This is a genomic window from Sphaerotilus sp. (assembly GCF_041083715.1).
Lineage (GTDB): Bacteria > Pseudomonadota > Gammaproteobacteria > Burkholderiales > Burkholderiaceae_C > Sphaerotilus.
The window spans coordinates 1-14,829 of the sequence record NZ_JBFPGY010000003.1 but is presented as its reverse complement, the minus strand read 5'-3'; the positions used below and the strand labels follow the sequence as shown (position 1 = coordinate 14,829).

The 14,829-nt window shown below is 67.5% G+C and carries 9 protein-coding genes; 1 reads left to right on the top strand and 8 read right to left on the bottom strand.

What is annotated here, in order from left to right; genetic code table 11:
- Window positions 1-24 precede the first annotated feature (24 nt).
- The 7 genes from AB3X43_RS00095 to AB3X43_RS00065 all read right to left on the bottom strand — a co-directional run bounded on the left by AB3X43_RS00095 (window position 25) and on the right by AB3X43_RS00065 (window position 13,100).
- A complete protein-coding gene (locus AB3X43_RS00095; RefSeq protein ID WP_369427864.1) occupies window positions 25-2,508 on the bottom strand; it encodes a glycogen/starch/alpha-glucan phosphorylase in 2,484 nt (827 codons plus the stop codon).
- A 42-nt stretch (window positions 2,509-2,550) separates the two neighbouring features.
- The gene (gene glgA / locus AB3X43_RS00090) at window positions 2,551-4,017 is read right to left on the bottom strand and encodes a glycogen synthase GlgA (RefSeq protein ID WP_369427863.1); all 1,467 of its coding nucleotides are present in this window, start codon (window positions 4,015-4,017) and stop codon (window positions 2,551-2,553) included.
- 16 nt (window positions 4,018-4,033) lie between these two features.
- Window positions 4,034-5,308 (bottom strand): glucose-1-phosphate adenylyltransferase, encoded by a 1,275-nt coding sequence (gene glgC / locus AB3X43_RS00085; protein ID WP_369427862.1) that lies wholly within the window; start codon window positions 5,306-5,308, stop codon window positions 4,034-4,036.
- 77 nt (window positions 5,309-5,385) lie between these two features.
- Window positions 5,386-7,020, bottom strand: coding sequence for an alpha-D-glucose phosphate-specific phosphoglucomutase (locus AB3X43_RS00080; RefSeq protein WP_369427861.1), 1,635 nt, complete (start codon window positions 7,018-7,020; stop codon window positions 5,386-5,388).
- Window positions 7,021-7,069: 49 nt separating this feature from the next.
- Window positions 7,070-9,142, bottom strand: coding sequence for a glycogen debranching protein GlgX (glgX, locus tag AB3X43_RS00075; RefSeq protein ID WP_369427860.1), 2,073 nt, complete (start codon window positions 9,140-9,142; stop codon window positions 7,070-7,072).
- The gene (gene glgB / locus AB3X43_RS00070; RefSeq protein ID WP_473965034.1) at window positions 9,142-11,430 is read right to left on the bottom strand and encodes a 1,4-alpha-glucan branching protein GlgB; all 2,289 of its coding nucleotides are present in this window, start codon (window positions 11,428-11,430) and stop codon (window positions 9,142-9,144) included. The genes glgX and glgB overlap by 1 nt, the downstream gene beginning before the upstream one ends.
- A gap of 14 nt (window positions 11,431-11,444) precedes the next feature.
- Window positions 11,445-13,100, bottom strand: coding sequence for an alpha-glucosidase family protein (locus AB3X43_RS00065; protein ID WP_473965033.1), 1,656 nt, complete (start codon window positions 13,098-13,100; stop codon window positions 11,445-11,447).
- Between the two features lie 201 nt (window positions 13,101-13,301).
- On the opposite strand from AB3X43_RS00065, the gene AB3X43_RS00060 reads away from it, so the two are divergent.
- The gene (locus tag AB3X43_RS00060; RefSeq protein ID WP_369427858.1) at window positions 13,302-14,429 is read left to right on the top strand and encodes a GNAT family N-acetyltransferase; all 1,128 of its coding nucleotides are present in this window, start codon (window positions 13,302-13,304) and stop codon (window positions 14,427-14,429) included.
- A gap of 19 nt (window positions 14,430-14,448) precedes the next feature.
- Here the strand turns inward: AB3X43_RS00060 and AB3X43_RS00055 are convergent.
- A partial coding sequence (locus AB3X43_RS00055; RefSeq protein WP_369427857.1) for a hypothetical protein occupies window positions 14,449-14,829 on the bottom strand: 381 nt, incomplete at its 5' end.

Genomic DNA, 14,829 nt, shown 5'->3' with positions numbered 1-14,829 from the left:
ACAGCACCTGGCCCGGTCGCGCTGTCAGCTGACGGTATGCGCGACCGGGAGCAGCACCGGCTTCGAGTGCCAGATGCTGTGTGCGTACTCGGCGATCGTGCGATCGGACGAGAAGGCGCCCATGCCGGCAATGTTGAGCACGGCCTTGCGTGACCACTCGTCCGCGTTGCGGTAGAGCGTGTCGACACGGTCCTGTGTCGCGACGTAGTCGGCGTAGTCGGCCAGCAGCAGGTAGTGGTCGCCCCAGTTCACCAGCGCGTCGAAGATCGGCTGGAAGCGCGCCGGCTCCGACGGGCTGAACACGCCGTTGCGGATCGCGTCCAGCGTGGCGCGCAGCTCCGCATTCGACTCATAGTACGTGCGCGGCTGGTAACCCTGGGCGCGCAGCTCGGCCACCTGCGGCGTGGTGTTGCCGAAGATGAAGAAGTTCTCCGCTCCCACCTGCTCGCGCATCTCGACGTTGGCGCCGTCCAGCGTGCCGATGGTCAGCGCACCGTTGAGCGCGAACTTCATGTTGCCGGTGCCGGACGCCTCGGTGCCCGCCGTGGAAATCTGCTCCGAGAGATCCGCCGCCGGGATGATCACCTCGGCCAGGCTCACGCTGTAGTTCGGAATGAACACCACCTTCAGCCGACCGCCGACGCGCGGGTCGTTGTTGACCGTCGTGGCGACGTCGTTGATGAGCTTGATGATCAGCTTGGCCTGGTGGTAGGCCGATGCCGCCTTGCCCGCGAACACGACGACGCGCGGTACCCACTGCGCATCTGGGTTGGCCAGGATGCGCTGGTAGCGGGTGACCACATGCAACACGTTGAGTAGCTGGCGCTTGTACTCGTGGATGCGCTTGACCTGCACGTCGAACAGCGCGTCCGGGTTCAGATCGACGCCCAGCTGCTTGAGCACCAGGCGGGCCAGACGTTCCTTGTTCTGGCGCTTGACCTTGCGCACGGCGCCCAGGAATCCTGGCAGGTCGAGCGCGTGTTTCAGTCCTTCCAGCTGGTCCAGTTGCCGGCGCCAGCCGCGGCCCAGGCGCTGGTCCAGCAGCGCTGCCAGACCGGGGTTGGCCTGCGCCAGCCAGCGGCGTGGGGTCACGCCATTGGTCTTGTTGTTGAAGCGCTCAGGCCAGAGCTGCGCGAAGTCGGCAAAGATCGATTCCTTCATCAGCTGCGAATGCAGCGCCGAGACGCCGTTGACCGAGTGGCTGGCCACCACGGCCAGATAGGCCATGCGCACGCGCCGCTCGCCCGATTCGTCGATCAGCGAGAGCTTGCGCATCAGCTCCGGCTGGTGGCCGTGCTGGGCGCTGACATCGCCGAGGAAATGGGCGTTGATGTCGAAGATGATGCGCAGGTGCCGCGGCAGCACGCGGCTGAACATCTCCACCGGCCAGGTCTCCAGCGCCTCGTGCATCAAGGTGTGGTTGGTGTACGAGAACACTTTCTGGCACAGCTCCCAGGCCTTCAGCCACGGGACGCGGTGTTCGTCCACCAGCAGGCGCATCAGCTCCGGAATCGCCAGCACTGGGTGCGTGTCGTTCATGTGGACACTGACCTTGTCGGGCAGTGCCTCGAAACCGGTGTGCGTGCGCATGTAGCGGCGCACGAGATCCTGCAGGCTCGCCGAGACGAAGAAGTATTCCTGGCGCAGCCGCAGTTCACGGCCGGAGGGGGTCGAGTCGTCGGGGTACAGGACCCGCGAGACGTTCTCCGAGTGGTTCTTGCCTTCGACTGCGCCGAAGTAGTTGCCCTGGTTGAAGGCGCGCAGGTTCATCTCTTCGGTGGCCTTGGCGGACCACAGGCGCAGCGTGTTGGTCGCCTCGGTGCCGTAGCCGGGGATGATGGTGTCGTAGGCCATCGCCAGCACGTCGTCGGTGTTGACCCAGCGCACGGTTTCGCCATGCTGCTCCAGCTGGCCGCCGAAGCGCACCCGGAATTGCACTTCCGGCCGCGGGAACTCCCACGGGTTGCCCTTGGTCAGCCAGTAGTCGGGCGCCTCGACCTGGCGGCCATCGACGACCATCTGGCGGAACATGCCGTAGTCGTAGCGGATGCCGTAGCCGAAGCCGGGTACCCCCAGCGTCGCCATCGAGTCGAGGAAACACGCCGCCAGCCGGCCCAGGCCGCCGTTGCCGAGCGCGGCATCCGGCTCCAGGTCGAAGAGCTGGTCGGTGTCGATGTTGACGTCCAGTTCGGACAGCGCCTGCCGGATCGTGGGCATCAGCTCCAGCGCGAGGATGGCGTTGGAGAACGTGCGGCCGATCAGGAACTCCATCGAAAGGTAGTACACGCGCTTGACGTCCTGCGCGTACTGGGCGCGGGTGGTCTTCATCCAGCGCTCGACGAGGTGGTCCCGCACCGCGTAGGACACGGCGTGCAGCCAGTCCTGCGGCAGTGCGGATACAGGGTCCTTGCCGACCGTGTACATCAGCTTGTTGGAGATCGCACGCTTGAACGCTCCCACATCGCGGGCAAGGTGGTCGTACTGGTGTTCGAACTGGGTCAGGTCCATGTCGGAATCGATGTCGTCAAAACGAAGGAGATGGCAAGGGCGTCAGCCCTGCACTTGCAGGTACAGGGCTTCGTACTGCCGTGCAGCGTCTGCCCAGCCGAACCCCTGCTGCATGGCCCGGCTGCGCACGGTGGCCCAATCGGCGGGACGGCGGTGCAGCGCCGTGGCGCGGGCGGTGGCGGCCAGCAAGGCGGCGGCCGAGAAGTCCTCGAACACGAAGCCGGTCGCGACCGTGTCGATGGTGTCGAGCTGGGTATCGACCACCGTGTCGGCCAGACCGCCGACCCGGCGCACGATGGGCAGCGTGCCGTATTTCAGGCCGTAGAGCTGTGTCAGCCCGCAGGGCTCGAAGCGCGAGGGCACGAGGATCGCGTCACTGCCGGCGATCAGGCGGTGGGCGAAGCGCTCGTCATAGCCGATGCGCACGGCGATGGCGGTCGGCTGTGCCGCCGCGGCGTCGCGGAAGGCGGCTTCCATCCACGCGTCCCCGCTGCCGAGCATGGCGAACTGCCAGCCCTGCGCGACCAGACCGGGCAGTGCCTGCAGCACGAGGTGCAGGCCCTTCTGCTCGGTCAGGCGGCTGACGATGCAGGCGATCGGCCGGTCCGGATCGACCGCCAGACCCAGCTCGCGCTGCAGTTCGGCCTTGCACAGTGCCTTGCCGGACAGGTCGGCAGTGTCGTAGGTCGCTGGCAGCAGCGCATCCGTGGCCGGATTCCAGACCGCGTCGTCCACCCCGTTGAGGATGCCGGACAGATCGACCGCACGCGTGCGCAGCAGCCCGTCGAGCCCGCAGCCCTGCTCCGGCCCCTGGATCTCGGCCGCATAGGTGGGGCTGACCGTGGTGAGGCGGTCCGCGTGGTAGAGCCCGCCCTTCATGAAGCCGAGCTGCCCGTGGAACTCGACCCCCTCCACGCCCCAGAACTGCGCCGGCAGCCCGAGTTCGGCGAAATGGTTGGCGGCAAAACAGCCCTGGTAGGCCAGGTTGTGGACCGTGAAGACGCTGCCGGCGAGGTGCTGGTGACGTGCCTGCTGCGCCGCACGGAGGTAGACCGGTGCCAGCCCGGCATGCCAGTCGTGTGCATGGAGGACGGCGGGACTCCAGTACGGATCCATGCCCTGCGCGAGTTCCGCCGCCGCCCAGCCCAGCAGCCCGAAGCGCAGGTGGTTGTCGCCGTAGGCCTGGTGGTGGGCATCGGCATACGGGCCGCCGGGCCGGGCGTAGAAGCCCGGCGCATCGATCACATAGGCTTCGACATCCGCCGCTGGCAACCGCCCGTAGAGCAGCCGTGCACGACCAGCACCCCAGGACAGCCCTGCCGGCGGATAGAGATCGCAGACGATGACCGCGTCCTCCAGTCCGGCCAGGATGGCATCGAAGCCGGGCAGCAGCACGCGGACCTCGTGCCCGCGGGCACGCAGTGCGGGCGGCAGCGCCCCGGCGACATCGGCCAGCCCGCCCGTCTTGAGCAGCGGGAAGATTTCGGCACAGACTTGAAGGACACGCATCGTCTCGATTCCCGTTTCAGGGCTGCAGATCAGCCAGCATCTTGCGCGTGACCAGCACGACGCCGTTCTCGGTGCGGAAGAAGCGCTGGGCATCCAGCACAGGGTCCTCACCGATCACGAGGCCATCCGGCACACGGCAGCGGCGGTCGATGACGACCTTGTTCAACCGGCAGTTGCGGCCGATGTGGACATCGGGGAGCACGACGGCTTCGTTGATCTCGCTGTACGAGCGCACCAGCACGTTCGAGAACAGCACCGAGTTGCGCACCGTCGCACCCGACACGATGCAGCCGCCCGACACGAGGCTGTTGATCGCCTGTCCGGTGCGGCCCGGCTCCTCGTGCACGAACTTGGCCGGCGGGAGCTGTTCCTGGTAGGTCCAGATCGGCCAGTCCTTGTCGTACATGTTGAGTTCGGGCGTGGTCGTGGCCAGATCCAGGTTGGCGGCCCAGTAGGCATCGACCGTGCCGACATCGCGCCAGTACGCCCGCGAGTACGGCGGGTTGGCGACCGCCGACATCGAGAACGGGTGCGCCAGCGCCTGCTGCTCGGTCACGGCGCGCGGGATCAGGTTCTTGCCGAAGTCGTGCTCGGAGTTCGGATCGTTCGCATCGTCTTCGAGCAGGCGGTACAGATACTCGGCCGTGAAGATGTAGATGCCCATGCTCGCCAGCGACACGTCCGGATTGCCCGGCATCGGCGGCGGGTCGGCCGGCTTCTCGACGAACTCGATGATCGAGCGGTGCTCGTCGATGGCCATCACGCCGAAGCCCTTGGCTTCTTCGCGCGACACCTCGATGCAGCCGACCGTGACGCCACGACCGCTGGCGGCGTGGTCGGCCAGCATGATCGAGTAGTCCATCTTGTAGATGTGGTCACCGGCCAGCACGACGATGTACTCGGGTGGGGTCGAGTTGCGGATGATGTCCAGGTTCTGGTAGATCGCATCGGCCGTGCCGCGGTACCAGTGCTCTTCGGTCAGGCGCTGCTGCGCTGGCAGCAGATCGACGAACTCGTTCATCTCGTTGCGCAGGAAGCTCCATCCGCGCTGCAGGTGGCGCAGCAGCGAGTGGGACTTGTACTGCGTGATCACGCCGATGCGGCGCATGCCCGAGTTCATGCAGTTCGACAGCGCGAAGTCGATGATGCGGAACTTGCCGCCGAAGTGGACGGCAGGTTTGGCACGGCGGTCGGTCAGGTCCTTCAGGCGCGAGCCACGGCCGCCCGCGAGAACCAGGGCCAGCGTGCGGCGGGCAAGTGTGCGGCTTTCAGCCAGTCGGGTGATGTCCATGGAGGTCTCCTGTTCTTGGTGGTGGGGAAACGATATGCGCGAAACGCAGGGGGAAAGGGTGTGGGAAACCCGCCGGTTCAGGTGATCACGGTGGGTGCATCCTGCCCGCTCAGTTCCCGGATGCGGGCCACGCGGTCCGCGATCGCGATCAGATCGGCCAGTGCGTCCTGTGTTGGCTGGTCGTGCCGCGCCGGATCGGCTTCGTAGCGCTCCAGGTAGACGCGCAGGGTGGCGCCTTCGGTGCCCGTGCCCGACAGGCGGAACACGATGCGCGCGCCGCCTTCGAACAGCAGCCGCACGCCCTGCCGGCTCGACACCGAGCCATCGACCGGATCGGTGTACGCGAAGTCATCCGCCATCTGCAGCGTCAGCGCACCGAACGACTGCCCGGCCAGCGCGGGCAGCTGGGCCCGCAGCGCCGCCATCAAGGCGTCGGCCCGCTCGGTGGGGATGCCTTCCCAGTCGTGGCGCGAGTAGTAGTGGCGCCCGAAACGCGCCCAGTGGCCGCGCACCAGCGATTCGACCGATTCACCCGTCGCTGCCAGCAGGTTGAGCCAGAACAGCACGGCCCACAGGCCGTCCTTTTCGCGGACGTGGTTGGAGCCGGTGCCGTAGCTTTCCTCGCCGCACAGCGTGACGCGGTCCGCGTCCAGCAGGTTGCCGAAGAACTTCCAGCCGGTCGGCGTCTCGTAACTCGGAATGCCCAGCGCCTTGGCGACAGCGTCGGCGGCGCACGAGGTCGGCATCGAGCGCGCGATGCCCTTCAGGCCGGCGGCGTAACCCGGCACCCTGGTGGCGTGCGCGGCCATCACGGCCAGGCTGTCCGACGGCGTGACCACGAAGTCGCGGCCGAGGATCATGTTGCGGTCGGCGTCGCCGTCGGACGCAGCGCCGAAGTCGGGCGCCGAGGCACCCGTCATGGCGGCGATCAGTTCGGTGGCGTGGGCCGGGTTCGGATCCGGGTGGTAGCCGCCGAAGTCCTCCAGCGGCTCCCCGTTGACCACCGTGCCAGCCGGAGCGCCGAGCAGACCTTCGAGCACGGCCTTGGCGTACGGCCCGCCCGCGGCACACATCGTGTCCATGCGCATGCGCTTGCCCGCCGCGAACCAGGCACGCATCGCATCGAAGTCGAACAGCGTCTGCATCAGGTCTGCATACAGCGCGACCGAGTCGATGACTTCGACCGCCATGCCATCCAGCATGGTGGTGCCGAATGTGTCGAGATCGAGATCCGTGGTGTTGCCGGTGGTCTGGTAGGCAGTGATCTCGGTGGTGCGCTGGTAGATCGCTTCGGTGATCTTCTCGGGCGCCGGGCCGCCGTTGCCGATGTTGTACTTGATGCCGAAGTCACCGTCCGGGCCGCCCGGGTTGTGGCTGGCCGACAGGATGATGCCGCCATACGCACCGCGCTTGCGGATCACGGCGCTGGCCGCAGGGGTCGAGAGCCATCCGCCCTGCCCCACCAGCACGCGCCCGAAGCCGTTGGCTGCGGCCATGCGCAGGATGGTCTGCACGGCCACCCGGTTGTGGAAACGGCCGTCGCCACCGAGCACCAGCGTCTGACCGGAGCGGTCCGGCAGGATGTCGAACAGCGACTGCACGAAGTTCTCGAGGTAGTGCGGTTGCTGGAAGACCGTGACTTTCTTGCGCAGGCCGGAGGTGCCGGGACGCTGGCCGGCGAACGGCTGGGTGGTGACGGTCGTGGCGGACATGGAACGGGTCTCCTTGTTGTCGAGGTTGGTGAGCGGTGCGGGATTCAGATTAGCGCGAACGCAGCATTAGCACGCTCCGTGCCGAACAGACCACCCTGGTGCCTGGCGTGGCATTGGCCGGATCGGGCTCGGCCCGCACCCTGGCGCTGTCGAACACCAGCTGCCAATCGACGGCTGGCGGGAGCTGGCAGCGCCGGTCGTCCGTCTCCGGGTTGAACACGAGCAACACCTGCGGGCCTGCAGCGGCCTGCAGGTGCACCTGCAGCGCGCGGTCGGTGATCGAACGCCAGTCAGCGTCCGCGAGGTGGTGGCCATCCGGATGCAGCCAGGTCACGTCGATGCGGCCGTGCGCGTCGGGCTGGCCGGTGAGCCAATGCCCGATGCGCAGCGCAGGCCAGTCCTTGCGCAAGGCGAGCAGGCGTCGTGTGGTGGCCAGCAGGTCTGCGTCCTGCCCGGTCCAGTCGAGCCACGACAGCGCGTTGTCCTGGCAGTAGGCGTTGTTGTTGCCCTGCTGGCTGTGGCCGATCTCGTCACCGGCCAGCAGCATCGGTGTGCCCTGCGACAGCAGCAGCGTGGCCAGCAGCGCGCGCTGCAGCCGCAGACGCAGCGCACGCACCGCCGGGTCCGCCGTCTCGCCCTCGACGCCGCAGTTCCAGCTGCTGTTGTGGTGGTGGCCGTCGCGGTTGTGCTCGCCGTTGGCGTGGTTGTGCTTGTGGTCGTAGGTGACGAGATCGCGCAGCGTGAAGCCGTCGTGCGCGGTGATGAAGTTGACGCTGGCGGTGGGCTGGCGGCGGTCGTGGTGGAACTGGGCGCTGGAGCCGGCGAAGCGGTGCGCGAACACGCCGCGGTCACCCGCACCGCGCAGCCACCATGCCCGGATGGTGTCGCGGTACTGGTCGTTCCATTCCGACCATCCGGGCGGAAATCCACCTAGCTGGTAGCCACCGGGGCCGATGTCCCACGGCTCGGCGATCAGCTTGGTGCGCGACAGCACCGGATCCGACTGCAGCGCGGCAAAGAGGCCGGCCGCTGCGCTGAACTGACCGTCCCGCCCACGCGCGAGCACGGGCGCCAGATCGAAGCGGAAACCGTCCACACCGTAGGCCTGCACCCAGTGGCGCAGCGAGCCGAGCACCAGCTCCACCACCCGCGGTTCGGCCAGATTCAGGCAGTTGCCGCACCCGGTCCAGTTGACATAACGGTCACGCCGATGGGCGTCGAGGTGGTAATAGCGGGCGTTGGCCAGTCCGCGCATCGACAGCGTCGGGCCGCACTCGTCGGTCTCGCCGGTGTGGTTGAAGACGACGTCGAGCACCACTTCCAATCCGGCCGCGTGGGCTGCACGCACCATCTCTCGGCATTCGGATTCAGGGGTGGTGCCAGGACGGCCACTCCCGTAGCGCGGCTCTGGCGCCAGGAAGGCGATGCTCGAATAGCCCCAGTGGTTGCTCAGCCCCTGCTGCTGCAGACGGGCCTCGTCCGCGCGTGCGTGCACCGGCAGCAGGCTCAGGCTTGTCACGCCCAGGCCCCGCCAGTGGTCGAGCATGGCGGGATGCGCCAGCGCGGCATAGCTGCCGCGCAGCGCATCGGGAATCTCCGGGTGCAGCATGGTTGTCGACCGGACGTGCAACTCGCACAGCACGGTGCGGTCCGCATTCCATTGGGGACGCTCGCTGTGCGCGACCACCGGCGCTGGCGGCAGCACGCGGGCCTTGAGCGCCACGACGGCGTTGTCTCGGGTGTCGGGCAACGTCGGATCGGCTTCGCTGTGGCCCAGGTACAGGCTGAGGTCCACGTCCGGCGAGCCGCCGTAGCGGCCGACCACGGACTGCGCCCATGGATCGAGCAGCACCTTGGCTGGATTGAACCGGTGTCCCTGCGCGAGATCCCACGGCCCGTGGGCGCGCAGGCCGTAGACCAGCCCGGCCGCCGCGCCGACGAGGCAGCCATGCCAGACACCGTCGGTGCAGACAGGCAGGTCGTGCCGTGCCAGTTCCTGCGTGCCGTCCGTGCTGAACAGGCACACCTCCAGCCGCGTCGCATCCGGTGCCCACACGGCGAAGTTCACCCCTCGCAGGACGACTTCGGCCCCCAGAGGCCAGGGAGAACCGTGCTCCAGCATCAGTCGCAGACCAGCATCAGCGTCGCCAGCGGCGGCAGCGTGACCGTGATGGACTGCGCCTGGTCGTGCCAGGCGATCGGCTCGCTGTGCATCAGGCCGTTGCCAATGCCCGAGCCGCCGTAGACCGTCAGGTCGGTGTTGATCAGCTCGCGCCAGACGCCCGCCGTCGGCACACCGATGCGCCAGCCGCGGTGCACCACCGGCGTCAGACTGCTGATGACCACGACCCGCTGGCCGTTGGCCGCGCGGCGCTCGAACACCAGCACCGAGTGCTCGGCGTCCGCGTGGCTGATCCAGGCAAAACCGTCGGGGCTGACGTCTTGCTGGTGCAGCGCCGGGTAGTGGCGCTGCACGGCATTCAGGTCGCGCACCAGGCGCTGCAGACCGCGGTGCAGCGGCTGGTCGAGCAGGTGCCATGGCAGGCTGGCAGCGGCGTTCCATTCGGTGCTCTGGCCGAACTCGCAACCCATGAACAGCAGCTTCTTGCCCGGGTGGCCCCACATGAAGCCGTAGTAGGCGCGCAGGTTGGCGAACTTCTGCCACTCGTCGCCGGGCATCTTCTGCAGCAGCGAACCCTTGCCGTGCACCACCTCGTCGTGCGAGAGCGGCAGCAGGAAGTTCTCGCTGAACGCGTACATCAGCGAGAAGCGGATCTGGTCGTGGTGGTACTTGCGGTAGAGCGGATCCCGCGCGAAGTAGCTCAGCGTGTCGTTCATCCAGCCCATGTTCCACTTGAAGTGGAACCCGAGGCCGCCGGATTGCAGGTCCGGCGACGGCGGGCGCGTCACCATCGGGAAGGCGGTCGATTCCTCGGCCACGGTCATGGCCTCGGGGCGCTGCGTGCCGACGATGTGGTTCACGCGGCGCAGGAACTCGATCGCCTCGAGGTTTTCGCGACCACCGTCCTTGTTCGGAATCCACTCGCCGTGCTTGCGGCTGTAGTCGCGGTAGAGCATCGAGGCCACCGCGTCCACGCGCAGCCCGTCGATGCCGTAGCGCTCGATCCAGTACAGCGCGTTGCCGACGAGGTAGTTGCGCACCTCCGAACGGCCGAAGTTGTAGATCAGCGTGTTCCAGTCCTGGTGGAAGCCTTCGCGCGGGTCGGCATGCTCGTACAGGTGCGTGCCGTCGAAATTCGCCAGGCCGAAGGCATCGGTCGGGAAATGCGCCGGCACCCAGTCGAGGATCACGCCGAGACCGGCCTCGTGCGCCGCATCGACGAAGGCGCGGAAATCCCATGGTGTGCCGAAACGCGAGGTGGGTGCGTACAGGCCTGTCGGCTGGTAGCCCCACGAGCCATCGAACGGGTGTTCGTGGATCGGCAGCAGCTCGATGTGCGTGAAGCCCATGTCGCGCACGTAGGGCACCAGCTGCTCGGCGAGTTCGCGGTAGGTCAGCCACTCGCCGTCGCCATTGCGCTTCCAGGAGCCGAGGTGGACCTCGTAGACCGAGATCGGTGCGTCGAGTGCGTTGGCGCGCTGGCGCTGTTCGCTGATGGCCACGCCGGGCAGCAGGCGCTGGACGACCGAGGCGGTCTGCGGTCGGATCTCGGCTCGGAAGGCGAACGGGTCGGCCTTGGAGTGCACCGCTCCATCGGCGCCGAGGATCTCGAACTTGTAGAGATCGCCCTCGCCCACCTGCGGCACGAAGACTTCCCACACGCCGCACTCGTGGCGCAGCCGCATCATGTGGCGGCGGCCATCCCACTGGTTGAAGTTGCCGACCACCGACACCCGGCGCGCACTCGGCGCCCAGACGGCGAAGCGCGTGCCGGCCACGCCATCCACGGTGTTGAGGTGCGCACCGAGCCACTCGTAGGGACGGTGGTGCGTGCCTTCGGCGAGCAGGTAGATGTCGGTTTCGGTGATCAGCGCCGGGAAGCGGTACGGGTCTTCCAGCTCGGTCGTGTGCGCCGGCTGACCGTCATGGGCGCGCCACTGCACGCGCAGGCGGTAGGCGAAGGGATTGCGCCGGCGCGGCACGGCGCCGGTGAACAGATCGCTGTCGCCCTGCCGCGTCAGCTCGCACAGGCAACGGCCGTGGACATCGAGCAATTCGACCCGTTCCGCAGTCGGCAGCAGCGCCCGCATGACCAGCGCTACGCCGGTGTGGTGCATGCCCAGTACGGCGAAGGGATCACCGTGGTCCGCGCGCATCAGCGCGGCCAGCGTGTCGGGGTCGACCCGGCCGATGTCCGGGACGGACGCTGGCGCTGCGGTGGCCGGTGCGGCCTTCTTCGCAGGGGCCTTGCGGGCGGGAGTCTTTGCTGCAGGAGTCTTGCTCGCCATGGTTCAGATCTCGCTCAGTGCTCGGTGTGGGACGACTGTGAACACAGCGCGCCGAAAGGGGAAAGGATCAGTCGGGCGGTCGCCGTGTCCAGGCGGGCTCCGCTCAACGGGGCTGCGGAATCGATCGTGGCGGATGGCCAGTCCGGCGGCAGCGCAAGCGCCACTTCGGCGTCGCTGAAGTTGAACGCCAGCAGCCTGCGCTCGGTGCCGAGCGTGCGTTCGAACAGCAGCACGTCGTCGCGCTCGGTGTCGAGAAAGCGCAGGCCGCCGGAGCGGATCACCGCCGACGCCCGGCGCCAGGCCAGCAGTGCCCGCGCGGCGTGCAGCACCGAGCCGGCATCGGCCTCCTGTACATCAACGGCGATCGCGCGCTGCGGGGCCGACACCGGCAGCCACGGCTCGACCGGCGAAAAACCGCCCTGTGCATCGTCGGCGACCCACGGCATCGGTGTGCGGCAGCCGTCTCGGCCCTTGAACTCGGGCCAGAAGGCCATGCCGTACGGGTCCTGCAGGCGCTCGTACGGGACCTCCGCTTCCGGCAGCCCCAACTCCTCGCCCTGGTACAGGCAGACACTGCCGCGCAGGCTCAGCAACAGCGACAGCAGCATGCGGGCCTGTCGTGGGTCGGCCTGACCGGTGGTCGACCAGCGTGTCGCGATGCGCGGCACGTCGTGGTTCGACAGCGCCCAGCAGCCCCAGCCGCCAGTGCGGGCAATCTCGCGCTCCAGCGCCTCGACCTCGCCGCGCAGGTGGGCGGGCGTGCAGCGGCTGGTCAGCAGGCTGAAGCTGTAGGCCATGTGCAGCCGCTTCCCTGCCTCGGTGTAGTCGGCCATGATCGGCGGAGAGTGCTCGTCGCCGACTTCGCCGATGCTCGCAGCGCCGAATGCATCCAGCACGCCGCGCAGACGTTCCAGGAACAGCAGGTTCTCGGGCTGGCTCTTGTCGTGGAGGTGGCGCTGCATCGCATAGGGATTGTCGGCACGCACGGTGCTCACATCGCCGCCATCGGCCGGCGGGTTGTCGCGCAGCAGTGCATCATGGACCTGGTGGTTGCAGGCATCGAAGCGGAACCCATCCACACCCTTCTCGCACCAGAAGCGCACTTCGCCCAGAACGGCGTCCTGCACCTGCGGGTTGTGGAAATTCAGATCCGGCTGCGAGGTCAGGAAGCTGTGCAGGTAGTACTGCCGGCGGCGGGTGTCCCACTGCCAGGCCGAGCCGCCAAAGACGCTGAGCCAGTTGTTCGGCGGCGTGCCGTCGGGCTTGGCGTCGGCCCAGACGTACCAGTCGCTCTTCGGGTTGTCGCGGCTGAGGCGGCTTTCCTGGAACCAGGCATGCTGGTCGGAGGTGTGCGAGAGAACCTGATCGATCATCACGCGCAGACCAAGCTGGTGCGCACGGGCCAGCAGCACATCGAAATCGGCCAGCGTGCCGAACAGCGGATCGACATCGCGGTAGTCCGAGACGTCGTAGCCGAAGTCCTTCATCGGACTCTTGAAGAACGGTGAGATCCAGATGGCGTCCACGCCGAGCGCGGCCACGTGATCCAGCCGGCCAGTGATGCCGGGCAGGTCACCGACACCGTCTGCATTGCTGTCCTGAAAACTGCGGGGGTAGATCTGGTAGATGACGGCGCCACGCCACCAGTCGATCGATGCAGGAGGGATCATTTTTTCCGTCATGCGTACCATCTTGCCACGTAACTTCGCCGAAACCCACCCTTCCAGGACCCTTGTTATTCCGTAGAAATCGACCCCGCCGCAGCGCCCGGCGTGGCGTCGGACCGTTCAATAGTGCACAGAGCACGCGCTCGTTTCCCGGCGCAGCCACCGGCGAATTCAAGTCGCCCGCCGACCGGTCGATCAGCCCCCATGCTGACGAATCAGACCGACCAGACATGGCGTTTTGAGATCCTGCGCGGGCGCCAGGGATTCGCAGCCCTGCGCCCGCGCTGGCAGGCCCTGGTGGACCATCTGCCACGCAGCACCTACCTGCAGCAGCCGGGCTGGATCGGCGGCTACCTGGACTCCATCGCGGGGCCGGATGAATCGCTCCATTTCGTGGTGGCCAGCCGGGGAACGGAGCTGGGTGGCGTGCTGGTGCTCAAGCGGTCCGCGGGGCTGCAGGCCTGGCTGAAACCCGAGGTGGAGATGGTGACAGGCGAGCACATGGTGCTGGCCGATCTGGTCGGAGATGCCCGCGACCACAGCCTGTGGCCCGCGATGCTGGACTGGCTCGCGCAGCAGCGGGCGATGCGCTGGGCGGTCCTGCGACTCCCGGCGGTCTCTGCCAGTTCGGCGCTGGGCCAGGCCCTGCCGGAGCCTGGCGCGCACCGCTGCCTGCGCACGACCCGCACCCAATCGGCATGGCTCGACTGCAGCCAAGACATGGCGCATGCCACCCAGGCGGTGTCGAAGTCCTTTCACCAGAACCTGAATCGGCTCACGCGCCGCGCACGGACCATGGGCACGCTCGACTACCACGTGGTGTCGGCGCCGCAGGCGCTGGAGCCGGCGCTGGAGCAGTTTCTGGGGGTGGAATCGTCTGGCTGGAAGAGAGAATGCGGCACTGCCATCGCGATGGACCCGGCGCTCGTCAGGTTCTACCACCGGCTGGTGCACGAATTCGGAGCACGCGGCGCTTGCCGCATCAACCTGCTGACCCTGGACGGCACGGCGATCGCGGCCCAATTCGGTCTGGTCAGTGATCGCCAGCTCAATCTGCTCAAGATTGGTTACAGCCAGGAACATGCCGACATCGCGCCCGGACACCTCGTCATGCGCCACACCATCGAGCAGGTGTGCGCAGATCCGGCACTGGACCGCCTGAGCTTCGTCACCCATCCACCCTGGGCCCACTTCTGGAAACCGCAGCTGACGCCGGTGGACAGTGTCAGCCTGTTTCCACCTACGCCGGTCGGGCGAGCCACCCACACCCTGTCAGGCTGGTGGCAGGCCCATCGCGCCGCCCCGCAGGTGCCCGGTCTCATCCGGGCGTGACCGGCGCGGGCCGGCCTGGTCAGCCCTGGTCCAGATCCGGGCTGTCCAGCCCGGCGTCGATGCTGCGATCGTAGAGTTCCAGCTCACTGAGCGCGTGCGGGATCAGCGGCTTGTCCAGTGGGCGGCAGATCCGGCGCTGCAGGTGCTGCAACCGCTCGGAGCATTCCATGGCCGCCAGAACGTCCTGTGCGTTGATCATCAGGGCGAAGGGGTGGCTGACGTGCTGTTGAGCGTTCATGGGGTTCTCCTGCGATCCGGACAAGATCGATGGAACCACTGTAGGGATGCGTCGGTTCGGTGCCCATTGGAGAACCAGCAAAACCGGTGTCGGAATCAGGATGACGCCCGCGTCGGCGATCCCCACCCATTCAGGGGGGTGGTGGCGACACCGGGATCGGTT